This is a genomic window from Halorubrum miltondacostae (assembly GCF_041379815.1).
Lineage (GTDB): Archaea > Halobacteriota > Halobacteria > Halobacteriales > Haloferacaceae > Halorubrum > Halorubrum miltondacostae.
The window spans coordinates 602,725-619,275 of the sequence record NZ_JBEDNY010000001.1 but is presented as its reverse complement, the minus strand read 5'-3'; the positions used below and the strand labels follow the sequence as shown (position 1 = coordinate 619,275).

The window sequence follows — 16,551 nt, the reverse complement described above, 5'->3', positions numbered from 1 at the left end:
CGGGACGGCGGCGCCGTCGCCCCCGATCGTTTTGTGCCGCGCCGCCGAACGCACACCCCGTGTCACTCCCCGACTCGCTCCGGACCGTCGTCGCCGTCGCCGTCTACTGGTCGGCGATCGCGCTCGGCGGGAGCGTCCTCCTCCCGGACCCGACGAGCCCCCTCGTCGCGGTCCCAATCGTGGGCGGCGGCGCGGTCGTCGCGCACGCCGCGCGCACCGACCGGCTGGTCCCGCTCGGGTACGCGGTGGGGACGATGTGGCTCGCCGTGCTCGCGCTGTCGGTCGGCACCGGCGTCGTCGACGTCGTCGCGCCGCCAGCCGAGGAGATCGCGCCGCTGGCCGACTACCCGGGGATCGCCGCGATCGGCACGGTCGGGCTGCTCGCTGTCCTCATCGCCGCGTACGCGGCGTTCATCCGGTGGACCGCGGCGCGCGACGGGGAGGTGGCGGCGTGAGCGCGGGCGTGACCGATCGGGTCGTCAGAACCCGTCCTCGAAGACGAAGGTGCCGTCGCGCTGGACGACCTCGCCGTCGACCTCGATGACCGAGTCCTCGCTCATGTCGACGATCATGTCGACGTGCTCGGCGGACTCGTTGACCGCGTTCTCCTCGCCGACCGTCTCCGGGTAGGCGGAGCCGACCGCCATGTGGACGGTGTCGCCCATCTTCTCGTCGAACAGCATGTTGTAGGTGAACCGGTCGATCTGGCGGTTCATCCCGATACCGAGCTCGCCGAGGTGACGCGAGCCCTCGTCCGTGTCGAGGATGCCGGTGAGGAGGTCCTCGTTGCGCTCGGCGGAGTGCGAGACGACCTCGCCGTCCTCGAACCGGAGCCTGACGCCGTCGATCTCGCGGCCGTAGCGGTACAGCGGGAGGTCGAAGTGGACCTCGCCGTTGACGCCGTCGCGCGTCGGCGCGGTGAACACCTCGCCGCCGGGGAGGTTCGCCTCGCCCTGGTCGTTGAGCGTGGCATTGCCCGACACGTCGAGCGTGAGATCGGTCTCGTCGCCCGACTTGATCCGCACTTCATCGGCCGCGTCGAGGATCTCGACCATGTTCGACTGGAACTCGCGCTGTTCGTCCCAGTCCAGCGAGACGGCGTCCCAGACGAAGTTCTCGTACGCCTCCGTGCTCATGCCGGCGAGCTGGGCGTGGCTCGCGGTCGGGTACTGCGTGAGACACCACGTCTTCGAGAGCCGCGTCCGCTTGACGTCCTCCATCGCGCGGTTGTACGCGGCGTTGGTCTCGGGGTCGACGTCGGCGTCCTCGGTGGCGTTCGCCCCGCCGCGCGCGATGACGAAGACGTCGGCCTCCTCGTAGAGCGCGCGCCGGTGGCTCGGCTCGGTGAACTCCTCCGAAGACCGCTTGAAGGCTCGCTGCGCGCGCTTCGAGTAGTTGAGGTAGACCGGGTTCGCCCCGCGGTCGCCGCAGACCTCGTGGAGCGCGACCGCCAGGTCCTCGGCCTCCTTCGGCATCTGGATGACCACGTCGTCGCCCGACTCGATGCCGGTGGAGTGGTCGGCGATGATCTCGGCGTGTTCGCGTACGCGTGCGTCCATAGCTACCGGTTTCGCGGCCGGGGAATTACCGCTTTTCCTTCCGGCGGGGCGGGCGGGGGAGCCCGGACCGCAAGAGCCGGAGCGACACCCCTCACGGACCGTTCGGGCGGTCGGCCGCAACGCGTTTGACCGGCCGCCACGTAAATCCGACTATGTCTCGGCTCGCGTTCCGCGCGGCCGCAGCGGCCGTTGGCGTCGGCCTACTCGCGGTCTACCTGGCCGCGGCGCTGTTCGTCGCCGACCTGCTGCGCGCGGTCTGGGCCGCCCGCCCGGACCTCCCGGTCCTCCTCGCGCTCCTCGCCGCGACCGCGCTCGCGTCGGCGTACCTCAGCTACCGGCTCGGGACCGCGCAGATCCTCGCGAACCTCGAGGGCGACCGCGTCCCCCGGGAGCGGGCCCCGGACCTCCACCGGCGGATCGACTCGCTCGCGGCGCGGATGGACGTCGAGCGCCCGGAGCTGTACGTCACCGACGCCCGCGCGCCGAATGCGTTCGCGGTCGGCGGCGGGAGCGACGGCGGCGCGCTGGTGATCGACCGGTCGCTGTTCCGGCTGCTCGCCCCCCGAGAGGTCGAAGCGATATTCGCGCACGAGCTGGCGCACCTGGAGGGGAACGACGGCCTCGCGATCGCGATGGCCGACGGGGTCGGCCGCTCGCTGGTCGGGTTCGCCACCGTGGCCGCGCTCCCGGCGCTGCTGGCGCTGTCGGGGCTCTCGGCCGCCTCGGCGTGGATCCGCGGGCGGCCGGGCGACCGGTCCGGCCCCTTCGCGCGGCTCCACCGAGCGCTCGCTGGCGCGCTGTTCGCCGGGTTCGTCCTCGCGACGCTCGTCGCGCGGTCGCGGTCGCGCAAGCGAGAGTTCGCGGCCGACGACCGCGCGGCGGAGGTGACCGGCGACCCGGTGGCGCTCGCGCGGGCGCTGCGCCGGATCGAGCGCGCGACCGACCCGACGTGGTCGTTCGCGCCGTTCTCGACGAACAAGCGGACCGAGGAGGCGGCCGAGCGCTGGCTGTCGACCCACCCGTCGACAGACGAGCGCGTCGAGCGGTTGCGTGAGACGGCCGAGGCGAAGGGTCCGACGCGGCGGATCCCGGCGGGGCCGTCGCGAGCGGCCGGCAGACCGGGACGGTCGCGGCGGTGAGCGAGCGCCCGCGACGTCCACCGGGCGCCGCAGGGCAGATCGGACGCCGCGAGGCGAATCGGACGGTTCGCCGTCGCTACAGGTCGTACTGTTCGCGAGTCACGTCGTCGAGGCCGGAGTCCGCCAGCACGTCCGCCGGCACGAGCATGTCGAGCTGGACGACGCCGGGGAGCCGGCCGATCTGGACCCCGCCGGTGAACGTACACCGGGCGCGAACCTCGCCCTCGCTCATGTCGAGGAGCGTCCCGGCGCGGTCGAAGGCGTTCTGCGTGGCGTCGTTGACCGTCGCGCCGGAGCCGATCACCTGGATCGGGGCGGCGTCGGTGTCGACGTCGACGCCGTGTTCCGCGCCGAGCGCCTCGCCCGCCGCGGCCTCCTCCCCGCTGTACGGGGCGCTGATGAACGGGAGGTCCTCCGCGTTCGGGAGGAGGACGGGGCCGTCGAGGTCGACGTCGTCGATCACCTCGACGTCCATCGTGACGGTCCCGCTCACGTCGGTAGTGTGTAAGGAGAGCTCGCCGTCGCCCTGGTTCGCGTGGAGGTCGCCGACGTAGATGCCGCCGCCGTCGACGACGACCGGGCAGATCAGCGTCGCCCCCGCCCGGACCTCGGGGACGTCCATGTGGCCGTCTGTGCGCAGGTCGAGGTCGGCCTCTGTCTCGACGCCGTAGTCGTGGTCGGCGCCGATGAGGTTCTGCCCGAAGTCGCCGGCGTTGTGCGAGTCGGGCATGGTGACCGGCGGCGTCGTGCCGATGTTCCCGATGAACGGTCGGAGGCGACCGAGGGTGCCGGGCATCTCGTCCGGCTCGTACAACAGGATCGGGTGTTGCCGGGCGTTCTCGGGGATGTCCATCACGCGCTCGGCGTCGGTCGCGAGCTCGTGGGCGCCGTCCTTGTCGAGGGTGATCCCGACCGCGTTCTCGTGGTCGAACGCGACGGTATAGCCGTACTCGAAGCCGAACGAGGAGGCGTTGGCCCCGCACTCGGCGCAGCGGATCGCATCCTCGCCGGTGCCCTCGACGACAGAGTCCGGCCACGTCGCGCCGCACTCGGGACAGCGGTGGTCGACGAACGGGTCGTCGCCGAACGCCTCGTCGCGCTCCGCCATCGACCCCGTACTGGTCGCCATGCTCGTCACCTCCACGTCGCGGATGTGGATCGCGACGGCGTCGCCGACCGTCGCGCCCTCGACGCGGATCGGTCGCGTCACCTCGTGGCCCCCGCGGAACGACGGCGTCACCATCGGTCCCCAACAGCCCGGCGGCGTGTACGTCGTCACCGTCCCGCCGTCGGCGACCGTGCCCGCCCACTCCTGGTCGGGCCCCACGAGGCCGAGCGTGTACTGATCGACGTACAGTTCCTCCTGAACGCCTTGCTGTGACATGTTGTGTGTTGGTACGGAGTGACACGGCATAATCGTGCCGCTCGCGGCCCCGAACGCCGGGACCGGCGGCCCGCGAGGAACTCGACCGGGGCGCTCAACCCCGACGTCCCCGCTTCAGGCTTCGAGACGACGGGGCCGCGATACCGAGGAGGGCCCGCTGCCCGGCGCGAAGAGGCCGACGAGCGGTGATACAGGCGATTCGATATGCGCCTGTAAGACAAGCCTCTCAATCACGGATGCTTGTTGAAGACAAAATTTTTTCAATACACGCTCATATAGATCGTAGTACGAGGATATTCGACTATGCCAGCAATGGAAACCGCTGAGTTCGATACCGATCTCAGTCTGTTCAAATACGACGATCTCGAACAGCTTCCGCCGGAATACCGAACGCTCGAAGAGGACGAGCGAACGGAGCGCATCGAGGCGGCCCTCGAGACGCTCGGTGACGACGTGGTGATCTTAGGGCACAACTACCAGCGGCGGGAGATCGTCGAGCACGCGGACTTCGTCGGCGACTCCTATCAGCTGAGCAAGGAGGCCGCGGACGCCGACGCGGAGTACGTGATCTTCGGTGGCGTGACGTTCATGGCCGAGTCCGCGGACATCATCACGGATCCCGACCAGCGCGTCATCCTCCCCAGCATGGAGGCGTCCTGTCCGATGGCCGGGATGGCCGAGGCGCTCCAGGTCGACGCGGCGTGGGCGGAGCTCACCGCGGCGACGGACGCGGACATCGTGCCGGTGACGTACATGAACAGCTACGCCGACCTCAAGGCGTTCTGCGCGGAGCAGGGCGGGCTCGTCTGTACGTCCTCGAACGCCCACGACGCGTTCGAGTACGCTCTCGACGAGGGCGACAAGGTGCTTTTCCTCCCCGACAAGCACCTCGGGGAAAACACTGCCCACCGGCTGGGGCTGGAAGACGAGATCGCCGAGTGGGACCCGTGGGACGCCGCGTCGGCTGACGCGGGCGAGGTCGTCGAGAGCGACGTGATCCTGTGGGACGGCTACTGTCAGGTCCACGAGCGCTTCCGCACATCGCACGTCGAGCAGGTCCGCGACGAGCACGACGACGTCAGCGTCGTCGTCCACCCAGAGTGTCGCCGCGAGGTCGTCGAAGCGGCCGACGTGGTCGGGTCGACGGCGACGATCTGCGAGACGGTCGCGAACGCCGACCCGGGCGACACGTGGGCCATCGGGACCGAGATCCACCTCGCGCAGCACCTCCAGCGGTGGCACCCGGAGGTCAACGTCGTGCCGCTCTGCGGCGACGCCTGTATGGACTGTAACGCGATGCGCCAGATCGACCCCAACTACCTGACGTGGGTCCTCGAAGAGCTGGTCGCGGGCCGCGAGCCGAACGTCGTCGAGGTCGCGCCCGAGGAGAAGGAGCTCGCGCGGGTCGCGCTCGACCGGATGCTGGAGATCTGACGATGACGGGACACGAAACCACCGACGTGCTCGTCGTCGGGGCCGGGATCGGCGGGCTGGCCGCCGCGCTCGCCGCGGCCCGCGAGGGCCGAGACGTCCTCGTCGCCACGAAGTCGACCCGCCCGGAGGGCGCGTCGTCGTGGTGGGCGCAGGGCGGGATCGCCGTCGCCCGCGACGACCCGGCGCAGTTCCGGCGGGACATCGTCGCGGCCTCCGACGGCACGGCCGAGCCCGACGCCGTCGAGACGCTCGTCGACAACGCGAACGAGGCCGTGTCCGACGTGCTCGTCGACACGCTGGACGTGTCGTTCGACGGCGACGCGGACCCGAGCGACGGCCCGGGCGGAACGCCGGCAGCGACCGGAGCGGGCCTGACCGGCGACGGCGACGGCGGCTTCGACTTCGGTCGCGAGGCCGCGCACAGCGAGGATCGGATCCTCCACGTCGGCGCGGCGACGGGCAAGCACGTCCACGTCCCCTTCCTGAACCACCTCGACGACCGGGACCGCGTGGAGATCCGGACCGACGCCGCGGCGCTGGAACTGATCCGCCACGAGGGGCGGGTCCACGGTGCCGTCGTCGAGTCCGACGGCGAACGCGAGCCCGTCTACGCCGGCGCGACGGTGCTGGCGACCGGCGGGATCGGCGACCTGTTCCCGCGCTCGACGAACCCCGCGGGAGCCACCGGCGACGGGATCGCGATGGCCGCGCTCGCCGGAGCGGACGTGACGGACATGGAGTACGTCCAGTACCACCCGACCGCGTACGCGGCCGACGACGACGAGGACGGCTTCCTCGTCAGCGAGGCAGTCCGGGGCGAGGGCGCGGTCCTGCGGAACGGCGACGGCGAGCGGTTCATGCCCGGCTACCACGAGGACGCCGAGCTGGCCCCCCGCGACGTGGTCTCGCGGGCGGTCGCCGCCGAGCGCCGGGCTACCGGCGAGGTGCTGCTGGACGTGAGCCCGCTGGACTTCGCCGACGAGTTCCCCGGGCTCGCCGAGAAGTGCGCGGACCGGGGCGTCGACCCAACCGACGGCATCCCGGTCGCGCCGGCCGAGCACTTCCTCTGCGGCGGCGTCGCCGTCGACGACCGCGGGCGGACGAGCCTCGACGGGCTCTACGCCGTCGGCGAGTGCGCCCGTACCGGGCTCCACGGCGCGAACCGGCTCGCGTCGACGAGCCTCCTCGAGGGGCTCGTCTGGGGACTGCGCGCCGGCGCGGACGCGTCCCGCGACGACGGCGACGACGTCGAACGCGTCGCGCCGCCGGAGCTCTCGGACCGCGACCCCGCCCTCCCGGACGACTTCGCCCGCCAGAAGTTCCGGCGGCTGCGGCGCGTGATGGACGAGTGTGTCGGCATCGAGCGCGACCCGGCCGAGCTGCGGCGCGCGCTCGGCGTCCTCCGACGACTGAAGGGCGAGGTCGACTCCTACGTCCGGACACGGACCTCTCGCTCGCTGTACGAGCTCCGCAACGCGACCGTGACGGGGCTGTTGGTGACCCGGCACGCGCTGGCGAACGACGAGAGCATCGGGACGCACTACCGGCTCGACGAGGGCGAGGCGACGGACCCTCGCCCGACGGCCGACGACTGATGCTCACCGACAGCGACATCGAACGGTGGCTGCGCGAGGACGTGGGGCACCACGACGTGACCAACGACGTGCCCGGCGAGACGACCGGCCGGCTCGTCGCCAAGGAGTCCGGCGTCGCGGCGGGACTCAACGCCGCGAGCGCGGTGTTCGACTACCTCGACGTCGACGTGACCGAGCGCGTCGTGGACGGGACCGCGATCGACCCCGGCGACGCCCTGTTGCGCGTCCGGGGTCCGGCGACGGCGGTCCTCCGCGGCGAGCGCGTCGCCGTGAACGTCGCGGCCCACGCCTCGGGCGTCGCGACGGCGACCGACGCCGCGGTCGCGGCCGCCCGGGAGGTCGACGACGACGTCCGGATCGCGGCGACCCGCAAGACGACGCCGGGGCTCCGCGGGGTCGAGAAGCGCGCCGTCGCGGCCGCCGGCGGAGACACCCACCGACTCGACCTCTCGCACATGGTCATGGTGAAGGACAACCACGTCGCCGAGATGGGGCTGACGGGCGCCATCGAGCGCTTCCGGGAGCGCGCCTCCTTCGCGACCGCGCTCGACGTGGAGGTCGAAGACCCGGCCGACGCGGCGCGCGCGGCCGAGGCCGGGGCGGACGTCGTCCTCCTCGACAACATGACGCCCGCCGAGACGGCGGAGGCGGTCGACCGCGTGGCCGCCGCCGACGCCGACGCGCTCACCGAGGCCTCGGGCGGGATCACCGTCGAGACCGTCCCCGAGTACGCTGCGACGGGCGTGGACGTGATCTCGATGGGCGGGCTCACGCACTCTGCGCCGGCGCTCGACCTCTCGTTCCGGACCGGGTGACGCCGGGCGGCGCTCCCGGCGGTCCCGACCGGCCGACGCTCGCGGAGAGTTCCCCCGCCAGCGGCGAGTTCGACAGAGCGTGGTTTTTATGACCGCCGCCACGTCGTCGGACGTATGCAGACCCACATCGTTCCGGTCGGGTTCGACTACGACCGGATGATCGCCCCCCTCATCCGGGACCAGTTCGACGTGGACCGGGTGATACTCCTAGAGGGGACGGTCGGGAGCGAGGCCAACGTCGAGTACTCGCGGAACATCGCGCGCAAGCTCGAACAGGACTTCCGGAACCTGCTCGGCGCGGAGACGGTCCGCGAGCGGCTGGACGACGTGTACGACTACGACGCCGCCTTCGAGCGTGCGTTCGACCTCATCAACGCCGAACTGGACCGGAACGGCGCAGATGCGGCCGACGGCGCCGACGACGGCCCGCCGGACGAGCGCGAGGTGTGGGTGAACCTTTGTTCGATGCCCCGCCCCGTCTCGTTCGCGTTCGCGACCGCGGCCCACTCGATCATGGTCGAGCGGCAGACCGACCGCGACCGTATCCACACCTACTACACGGCCCCCGAGAAGTACTTGGAGACCGAACTCGCCGAGGAGCTGCGCGCGACCCGAGACCTCCTGCGCGATCTCGACGACGGGAGCGACGCCGAGGCGCTGGCGGACGCGGGGGTCGACCCCGAACGCGTCGCGGACCGGCTGACGAGCACGACTGACCTCCTCGCGGAGTTCGACGAGCGCGGCACCACCATCGGCGCGAAGCGCATCGGCGACCGCCACGTCATCGAGCTCCCGGTGGCCTCCTTCCAGAACGTCAAGCCGTTCGAGGAGCTGGTGCTCTTCACCCTCGGCGAGCACGGTGAGTTCGAGTCCGTCTCGGAGTTGGCCGAGACGCTCGCGGCCGAGCTCAACGAGGAGTACACGGACTCGTTCCGCTCGAAGGTGATCTACAACGTCGACCGCCTCGGCCCCGGCGGCAAGGGATACATCGAGCGCGAGGAGCACGGGAAGTCCTACCGAACGAGCCTCTCAAGAATCGGGCAGCTGTGGGTTCGCGCGCACGCCGACGAGGACCGCGACGTGCGCTAGGCCGATCGGTCGCGCCGTCGACCGCTCTGTTCGATCGATCACTTCTCGCTCGCCGGCTGTCGCGACCCGCCCGTTTATCAGGATGGAACCGGGAGAGTTAGGGGATGAGTTCGGGCGGCGGTTCCGGCGCGAACGGGCCGGACGAGCGCGGAGACGGCGGACCGGAGAGCGGCGCGAACGAGTTCGACTTCGCGACGCCCGCGACCGACCAGTCGTTCGAGAACGCGCTCGCGAAGGCCCGCGACGGGGTCCGCCTCACCGTCGACGACGCGACCGAGCTGCTCGCGACCGGCACGGCGTCGTCGGGGATCGACCCCGTCCGCAAGGAGGCGGTGTTGGAGGCCGCCGACCGGCGGCGTCGCGAGGAGGTCGGCGACGAGGTCACCTTCGTCGCCAACCTGAACAACAACGTCACCACGGCGTGTAACACCGGCTGCCTGTTCTGTAACTTCAAGGACTCCGCGCACGCGTTCGAGGCCGACAGCGACGTCGAGCACGCGGGGTTCACCAAGCCGCCCGCAGAGTCGTGCGCGGTCGTCGAGGACGCCCTCGACATGGGGGTCTACGAGGTGTGCTCCGTCTCGGGGCTCCACCCCGCGTTCGCGCTGAACGAGGAGCACCACGAGGTCCTCGCGGCCCACGACGACCCCGCGAGCGAGGTGAACTACAAGCCGCCGGAGACGTACGCGACCGACCCGGGCACTTACGTCGAGCAGATGGAGGCGATGTCGGTCGGCGGCGTCCACCTCCACTCGATGACCCCGGAGGAGGCGTACCACGCCTCGCGCGGCACCGACTGGGAGTACGAGGCGGTGTATCACGAGCTGGCGGCCGCGGGGCTCGACTCCGCGCCGGGCACCGCGGCCGAGATCCTCGTCGACGAGGTCCGCGACGTGATCTGCCCGGGGAAAATCCGCACCGGCGACTGGGTGGCGGCGATGGAGGGCGCGGTCGCCGCCGGCCTCGACGTCACCTCGACGATGATGTACGGCCACGTCGAGACGGTGGCGCACCGCGCGCAGCACCTGAAGGTGATCCGCGACCTCCAGGACCGCACGGGCGGGATCACGGAGTTCGTCCCGCTCTCCTTCATCCACCAGAACACCCCGCTCTACCGACAGGGCGTCGTCGACTCCGGGCCCTCGCGCGCCGAGGACGAGCTCGTGGTCGCGGTCGCGCGGCTCTTCCTAGACAACGTCGACCACGTCCAGGCGTCGTGGGTGAAGTCGGGCGACGCCCACGGACTCAAGCTGCTCAACTGCGGCGCGGACGACTTCATGGGGACCATCCTCTCGGAGGAGATCACCAGCCGCGCGGGCGGCGAGTACGGCGAGTACCGCTCGTTCGAGGACTACGTCGAGATGATCACGGCGATCGGTCGGACCCCGGTCGAGCGGTCGACCGACTATCGGACCCACCGCCGGATCGACCCCGACGACGGCCCGCACGGTCCGCGGCTCGGGCCGCGCGCAGACGGGACCCCACTGCTGTCGAACCGCCGGGCTGGCGGCGGCGCGGCCGGGACGCCCCCGGCCGACGCCGACGACTGACTCCGCGTCGTCGCCCCAGTCCGCGTCGCCGACTGGTCGAACGGACCGTTCGGTGGTCGAACACGTTCAGCCCGCTCGTCGGCGACTCTCATCGAGTGAGAACCCCCGGTACGCCCTTTATTGTGTCACACGTCACCACGTGTGAGATGACCGCACCCGACGCACGGCCGGCCGACCGTTCGGGGGAACGCAACGGCGGCGACCGCGGGGAGCGCCCCGACGCGCCGTCGCTCACGCGCTCCGACGAGCGGCTGTTGGCGTACCTCGATGACGTGGGAACGGACTACCCGGCCTTCGTCGCGAGCAACACGGGACTGTACGCCGACCACGTCGAGTCGCGGCTGGAGGCGCTTGCGGCCGCGGGGCTCGTCGAGCGAGTGACCGGAGAAGCCGTCTATCGGCTCACCGACGCGGGGCGGTCGGCGCTCCGCGACGACTGTCCGCGCTGGTCGGACTGAGGGAATCGGCGACGCGGGGTGCGCCGTCCCGCTGCCCGCCTATCGACCGAGCTCCTCGTGGGCCGACGAGAGGTGCCGCGAGCCGAGCGCCGCGAGCAGGTTCAGCTCGCCCGCGAGCGCGCAGACGGCGATCGACTCCGCGAGCGCGTCGGCGTTGCTACCGGCGGGATCGCCGCCGCCCGCGACGCCGAGGATCTCCAGGCTCGCCTGCTGCGTCGGGAGCTTCGTCCCGCCGCCGACCGTGCCGACCTCCAAGCTCGCCAGCGAGACGGAGACGTAGAGGTCGCCGTCGTCGGTCGTCTCGGCGGTCGTGATCGCGTTCGCGCCCTCGACGACCTGCGCCTCGTCCTGTCCGGTGGCGAGGAACATCGCCGCGACCGCGTTGGCGACGTGGGCGTTGAAGCCGAGCGCGCCCGCCTTCGCTGAGCCGACGAGGTTCTTCCGGGTGTTGAGCTCCGCGACCGCTTCGGGGGTCGTGCGGAGGCGGTCCTCGACGACCTCGCGGGGGATCGTCGCGTCCGCGACGACCGAACGCCCGCGGCCCTCGACGGCGTTGATCGCGGCGGGCTTCTTGTCGGAACAGAGGTTGCCCGAGAGCGCGACGAGCGAGGCGTCCGTCTCCGCCTCGACGGCGTCACAGGCCTCCCGCGTCGCGATGGTGGCCATGTTCATCCCCATCGCGTCCTTCGTGTCGTAACGGAACCGCAGGAACACGTTGTTGCCGACGACGTACGGCGTCACGTCGAGCAACTCGCCGTGGCTCGTCGTGGACTCGGCCGCCTCGGCGAGCGCGGGCTCGTTGTCCTGGACCCAGGCGACGAGCGCCTCGGCCTCCGCGACGCCCGCGACCCGGAAGACGGGGGCCCGGGTCATCCCGCTCTTCGTCACCCGCGCGGTCGCGCCGCCGCCGGCCTCGATGGCGGAGCAGCCGCGGTTGATCGACGCGACCAAGGCCCCCTCGGTGGTCGCCAGCGGGAGGTAGCGCTCGGCCGAGTCCGCGCCGCCGTCGACGGTCACCGGGCCCGCGACGCCGACCGGTACCTGGACCCCGCCGAGGGTGTTCTCGATGTTCGAGCCGTGGACCGCCTCGGCGTCGAAGGCGTACTCGCCGAGCGGGTCGAGGTCGGCGTCGGTCGCCTCCGCGACGAGCAGCCGGCGCGCGGCGGTCGCGGCGTCGGCGTCGGCGTGGTCTTCCAGCTCGTGGAAGCGGAGGTCGCCGTCGCGGACCCGGGTCGCGAGGTCCGCAGGAGTCGGTTGCGACATGGCGCCCACTCCTCGCGGCGGGCGCTAATTACTGTCGGTTCCGGGGTCCTCGACGGTCGGATCCGCGGCCCCGGAGGCCGTGTCGTCGAGAGAATCGATCGCCTACCGACCGACGAAGCCGGAGAGCCGCTCGCGGAGCGACTCGCTGCCGAGCTTGAGGTAGTAGGCGTCGCCGCCGTCCTCGTAGTAGTCGTCGATGCGGCGGATCACCTCGAAGCCGAGGTGTTCGTAGAAGCCGAGTGCCTGCCGGTTGGTCGTGCGCGCGTGGCAGGTGACCGACCGGTGGTCCTCGGCGACGTCGGCGACGAGCCGCTCGGCGTAGCCGCGGCCGCGGTGGTCTGGGTGGACGGCGAGGAAGAGGATGTAGCCGTCGCGTCGGACCGAGGCGAACGCGACGAGCCGGTCGTTCTCGACGAGCAGGTGGGCGGTGGACCGGCGATACGCGTCGACGAAGAAGCCGCGCCGCTGTCGGAGGACGCCCTCCGCGGACCGAATCTGCTCTTTGAGCTCCCACGCGGCGGTCGAGTAGTCGGACTCGCCGGGCGGGTCGGTCCGCTTTTCGACGTTGACGCTCACTGCGATGACCTAACACGCCAGCGGAATATAACTCCACCGCCAGCGGGGCCGGCGCGGTCGGAAGCCCGCCTTCCGCGACCCGGCACGCGGCCGGCAGATCGACGCCGACGCGGGGCGAGCCTTCGACGGAAACGTTTTGTCGCGGTCGGGCGTGGTCGGGATCAATGACCGACGAGTCGTCGGGCGTCGAGCTGCTCCGACGGGCCTTCCTCACCGGCGTCGCCGTCATCGTTCCCGCGGTCATCACGCTGGCCGTCCTCGCGTTCGCGTTCAACGCGGTGTACGACTACCTCGACGCGTTCTCCACGGCGGTGGTCGCCGTGACGCCGGGGGACGGGCTCCCGGTGATCGGCGCGGTCTCGCGGGAGACCGCGATCGAGATCGCGACGCCGGTCGTGTTCGTGGCCACGATCCTCCTCTTGGGCGCCGGCGTCGAGTCCTCGCGGTACGGCGAGCGCGCGGTCGACTACGTCGACGACGCGGTCGAGCGGGTGCCGGGCGTCGGCTCCGTCTACCAGGGGTTCCGCCAGATGAGCGACGCGATGCTCGACTCGGAGGGCGGCAACTTCCGTGAGGTCGTCCTCGTGGAGTTCCCGACGGCGGACACCTACACGCTCGCGTTCGTGACGAGCGAGACGCCCGACGTGATCGCGGACCACGCGGACAGCGAGGGGGAGGGGATGCGGACGCTGTTCATGCCGATGGCCCCGAACCCAGTGATGGGCGGCCACGTCGTCTTCGTCCCCGACCGCCGGGTCGTCGACGTCGAACTGACCGTCGACGAGGGGATCCGCGCGCTGGTGACGAGCGGGGTCGCGTTAGAGGAGGTCGCGGCCGACCTCGACGACGTCGACCCGGAGGACCTCCGCGCCGAGGCGCCGGAGCGCACCATCGACGCCCGGTTCCCGGCCGACGAGCGATCGGAGAGCGCGGCGGAGCCCCGTGACGGGGCCGGCGACGACGCGAGGGGCGACGGGCGATGAGCTACGAGCTGCGCGACCACACCGCCGACGTCGCCGTCGAGGCGACGGCCGACACGCTCGCGGCGCTGTTCGCGGCGGTCGCGGAGGGGCTCACCGCCGCGAGCGCGCAGTCCGTGCCGGCGACGCCCGGGGACCGGTTCGAGGTCGAGGTCGCCGCCGAGAGCCGGGAGGCCCTGCTGTTCGACTACCTCGACCGGCTGATCTACGAGCGCGACGTGCGGCTCGTCCTCCCGGCCGACCACCGCTGTACGGTCGCCGAACCGAGCGAGACGGACCGGACGGACGAGTCCGACGACCCGGACGCGTGGCGACTGGCGGCCAGCGCGCGCGGCGTCCCGCTCGACGCGGTGGCCGCCCGTGAGATCAAGGCCGTCACGTACTCCGAAATGGCGCTCGAACGCCGCGGAGACGGGTGGCGCGCATACGTCGTGTTCGACGTGTGAGGCCGTGAGACCCGGCTCGGCGCCCATAATGAGGAACCATTATGTTTATCGAGTACGTTGCTAACGTATGTCACACTCAGAGCGGAGCGGCGGGGGCGAGCGGACGGTCGCGAAGCGGCGGTGGCGCGCCGGAGCGGTCGGCGGGCTCGTCGCCGGCGTGGCGATGGGCACCATCTTACACTTCGGGCTCGGACTCATGCCGACGATCGGCGCGCTGGTCGGCGTCGAGACGGTCGTCGCCGGCTGGGGTGTCCACCTGTTCAACAGCACCCTGTTCGGCGCGCTGTTCGTCGCCGTCTTCGACCGCCCCTTCTTCGCGGAGCTGCGCGGGGACGTCGGCGGGTGCCTCTCCTTGGGCGTCGTCCACTCCGCGCTGCTCGGCGTGCTCACCGGCGGCCTGCTGTTGCCGGCCGCCATCGCGATCGAGGGCGCGACTGCGCTGCCGGTGCCGACGCTCCCGGTCCCGGGCTTGACGGCCAGCTTCGAGTTCGGCGCGGTGATCGCGGTCGCACACGTGCTGTACGGGCTCGTCCTCGGCCGAGTCTTCGCCGCGTTCACGCTCGCCGAGGGCGCGATCGACTGGCTCCCGATCGACCCGCTCGACCAATGAGCGGTCGGGCGACCGGCATCGGCCTCGACGGACTCGCCCGCTGACGCAACGCCCTTGCCTCCCCGCGTCGAACGCCGGGTATGACCACGCGCGAGTTCGACGGGATCCGGCTGGAGAAGGTGCGCGAGCACGTCTGGGAGATCCCCCGCGAGGGCGAAATGAACGTCCCCGCGCGGGTCCTCGCCAGCGAGTCGCTGCTTGAGGCGATCGGCGACGACGACTCGCTCCAGCAGCTGAAAAACGCCACTCACCTCCCCGGGATGGTCGAGCCCGCGCTCTGTATGCCCGATGGCCACCAAGGGTACGGCTTCCCCGTCGGCGGCGTTGGGGCGATCGACGCTCGAACCGGCTGTATCTCGCCCGGTGCGGTCGGCTACGACATCAACTGCGGCGTCCGGATGGTGCGGACGAACCTCACCTACGACGACGTGCGCGGCCGGGAGGAAGAGCTCGTTGACGCGCTCTTCGAGGCGGTCCCCTCCGGGCTCGGCGGCGGCGGCGTCGTCAAGGGAACCGCCGACGCCGTCGAGGGCGCGCTCGAACGCGGCGTCGAGTGGGCGGTCGAGGCGGGCTACGGGATCGAGAGCGACCTCGCGCACTGCGAGGACGAGGGGCGACGCCCCGACGCGCGCCCGGAGTACGTCTCCCAGAAGGCGATGGACCGCGGGCGCAACCAGATGGGGTCGCTCGGCTCGGGCAACCACTTCCTGGAGGTCCAGCGCGTCACCGACGTGTTCCGCGGGGACGTCGCCGAGGCGTACGGCCTTGAGGAGGACGGCATCGTCGTTCTGATCCACTGCGGGAGCCGCGGGCTCGGCCACCAGACCTGTAACGACTACCTCCGGCGGATAGAACAGGAGCACGGCGACCTGCTCGCCGACCTGCCCGACAAGGAGCTCGCGGCCGCGCCCGCCGGCTCCGAGCTGGCCGAGGAGTACTACGGCGCGATGGGCGCCTGTATCAACTTCGCGTGGGTGAACCGCCAGCTGATCACCCACCAGGTCCGCGAGACGTTCGGCGACGTGTTCGACGCCGACCCGATCGACGACCTCGGGATGGAGCTGCTGTACGACGTGGCGCACAACATCGCGAAGAAGGAGACCCACGAGGTCGGCGTCGACGCCGAGGGGCGTCCCGCCGTCGGCGACGCGGCCGTCGACCGCGACGAGCGCGAGCTGTACGTCCACCGCAAGGGCGCGACGCGAGCGTTCCCGGCCGGCAACGAGGATGTGCCGGAGACGTACCGCGAGGTCGGCCAGCCCGTCATCATCCCGGGCAGCATGGGCGCAGGCTCGTACGTCCTGCGCGGCGGCGACGAGTCGATGGGCGTCTCGTTCGGCTCGACCGCCCACGGCGCGGGGCGGCTGATGAGCCGCACGCAGGCGAAACAGGAGTTCTGGGGCGGCGATGTCCAAGACGACCTCAAAGACGGCCAGCAGATCTACGTGAAGGCGCAGTCCGGGGCCACTATCGCGGAGGAGGCCCCCGGCGTCTACAAGGACATCGACGAGGTGATCCGGGTGAGCGACGAGCTCGGCATCGGCGACAAGGTCGCGCGCACGTTCCCCGTCTGTAACATCAAGGGGTGACGGTCGGGGCGGACCCGGGACGGCGAACCGCCGTCGCGCCTTTGTCTCCGTAGCCCCTCTGCCG

The 16,551-nt window shown here is 71.3% G+C and carries 16 protein-coding genes; 12 read left to right on the top strand and 4 right to left on the bottom strand.

Annotated elements, in window-relative coordinates:
• The first annotated feature begins 59 nt into the window (after window positions 1-59).
• A complete protein-coding gene (locus tag ABNG04_RS03345) occupies window positions 60-455 on the top strand; it encodes a hypothetical protein (RefSeq protein ID WP_371160036.1) in 396 nt (131 codons plus the stop codon).
• A gap of 24 nt (window positions 456-479) precedes the next feature.
• Here the strand turns inward: ABNG04_RS03345 and ABNG04_RS03340 are convergent, their stop codons facing one another.
• Window positions 480-1,559, bottom strand: a complete 1,080-nt coding sequence (locus tag ABNG04_RS03340; RefSeq protein WP_371160034.1) for an aminopeptidase — start codon at window positions 1,557-1,559, stop codon at window positions 480-482.
• 152 nt (window positions 1,560-1,711) lie between these two features.
• Between ABNG04_RS03340 and ABNG04_RS03335 the strand changes: the two genes are divergently transcribed.
• Window positions 1,712-2,698, top strand: coding sequence for a M48 family metallopeptidase (locus ABNG04_RS03335; RefSeq protein ID WP_371160032.1), 987 nt, complete (start codon window positions 1,712-1,714; stop codon window positions 2,696-2,698).
• Between the two features lie 76 nt (window positions 2,699-2,774).
• On the opposite strand, the gene ABNG04_RS03330 is transcribed toward ABNG04_RS03335, so the two are convergent.
• Window positions 2,775-4,082, bottom strand: coding sequence for an acetamidase/formamidase family protein (locus ABNG04_RS03330; protein ID WP_371160031.1), 1,308 nt, complete (start codon window positions 4,080-4,082; stop codon window positions 2,775-2,777).
• A 303-nt stretch (window positions 4,083-4,385) separates the two neighbouring features.
• On the opposite strand from ABNG04_RS03330, the gene nadA reads away from it, so the two are divergent.
• From nadA to ABNG04_RS03300, 6 genes are all read left to right on the top strand, one after another.
• Window positions 4,386-5,516 carry a quinolinate synthase NadA gene (gene nadA, locus ABNG04_RS03325; RefSeq protein ID WP_371160029.1) on the top strand — a complete coding sequence of 377 codons (1,131 nt, stop codon included), beginning with the start codon at window positions 4,386-4,388 and terminating at the stop codon, window positions 5,514-5,516.
• A 2-nt stretch (window positions 5,517-5,518) separates the two neighbouring features.
• Window positions 5,519-7,111, top strand: coding sequence for an L-aspartate oxidase (locus ABNG04_RS03320; RefSeq protein WP_371160027.1), 1,593 nt, complete (start codon window positions 5,519-5,521; stop codon window positions 7,109-7,111).
• A complete protein-coding gene (gene nadC, locus ABNG04_RS03315) occupies window positions 7,111-7,926 on the top strand; it encodes a carboxylating nicotinate-nucleotide diphosphorylase (protein ID WP_371160025.1) in 816 nt (271 codons plus the stop codon). Before ABNG04_RS03320 ends, nadC begins: the two co-directional genes overlap by 1 nt.
• Before the next feature lie 114 nt (window positions 7,927-8,040).
• A complete protein-coding gene (locus ABNG04_RS03310; RefSeq protein WP_371160023.1) occupies window positions 8,041-9,015 on the top strand; it encodes an HFX_2341 family transcriptional regulator in 975 nt (324 codons plus the stop codon).
• A 104-nt stretch (window positions 9,016-9,119) separates the two neighbouring features.
• Complete coding sequence (gene cofH / locus ABNG04_RS03305) at window positions 9,120-10,565, top strand: 7,8-didemethyl-8-hydroxy-5-deazariboflavin synthase subunit CofH (RefSeq protein ID WP_371160022.1); 1,446 nt, start codon at window positions 9,120-9,122, stop codon at window positions 10,563-10,565.
• Between the two features lie 146 nt (window positions 10,566-10,711).
• Window positions 10,712-11,023, top strand: coding sequence for a DUF2250 domain-containing protein (locus ABNG04_RS03300; protein ID WP_371160021.1), 312 nt, complete (start codon window positions 10,712-10,714; stop codon window positions 11,021-11,023).
• A 39-nt stretch (window positions 11,024-11,062) separates the two neighbouring features.
• Here the strand turns inward: ABNG04_RS03300 and hmgA are convergent, their stop codons facing one another.
• Window positions 11,063-12,286 (bottom strand): hydroxymethylglutaryl-CoA reductase (NADPH), encoded by a 1,224-nt coding sequence (gene hmgA, locus ABNG04_RS03295; protein ID WP_371160020.1) that lies wholly within the window; start codon window positions 12,284-12,286, stop codon window positions 11,063-11,065.
• A 102-nt stretch (window positions 12,287-12,388) separates the two neighbouring features.
• Window positions 12,389-12,862 carry a GNAT family N-acetyltransferase gene (locus ABNG04_RS03290; RefSeq protein WP_371160018.1) on the bottom strand — a complete coding sequence of 158 codons (474 nt, stop codon included), beginning with the start codon at window positions 12,860-12,862 and terminating at the stop codon, window positions 12,389-12,391.
• Window positions 12,863-13,026: 164 nt separating this feature from the next.
• Here ABNG04_RS03290 and ABNG04_RS03285 point away from each other — a divergent pair, with 164 nt between their 5' ends.
• The 4 genes from ABNG04_RS03285 (at window position 13,027) to ABNG04_RS03270 (ending at window position 16,487) form a co-directional block, all read left to right on the top strand.
• Window positions 13,027-13,845, top strand: coding sequence for a DUF502 domain-containing protein (locus ABNG04_RS03285; protein ID WP_371160016.1), 819 nt, complete (start codon window positions 13,027-13,029; stop codon window positions 13,843-13,845).
• Window positions 13,842-14,288: an archease gene (locus ABNG04_RS03280; RefSeq protein WP_371160014.1), complete on the top strand. Its 447-nt coding sequence runs from the start codon at window positions 13,842-13,844 to the stop codon at window positions 14,286-14,288. The genes ABNG04_RS03285 and ABNG04_RS03280 overlap by 4 nt, the downstream gene beginning before the upstream one ends.
• A gap of 67 nt (window positions 14,289-14,355) precedes the next feature.
• Window positions 14,356-14,898, top strand: a complete 543-nt coding sequence (locus ABNG04_RS03275; protein ID WP_371160012.1) for a hypothetical protein — start codon at window positions 14,356-14,358, stop codon at window positions 14,896-14,898.
• An 80-nt stretch (window positions 14,899-14,978) separates the two neighbouring features.
• Window positions 14,979-16,487, top strand: a complete 1,509-nt coding sequence (locus ABNG04_RS03270; RefSeq protein ID WP_371160010.1) for an RtcB family protein — start codon at window positions 14,979-14,981, stop codon at window positions 16,485-16,487.
• Window positions 16,488-16,551 lie beyond the last annotated feature (64 nt).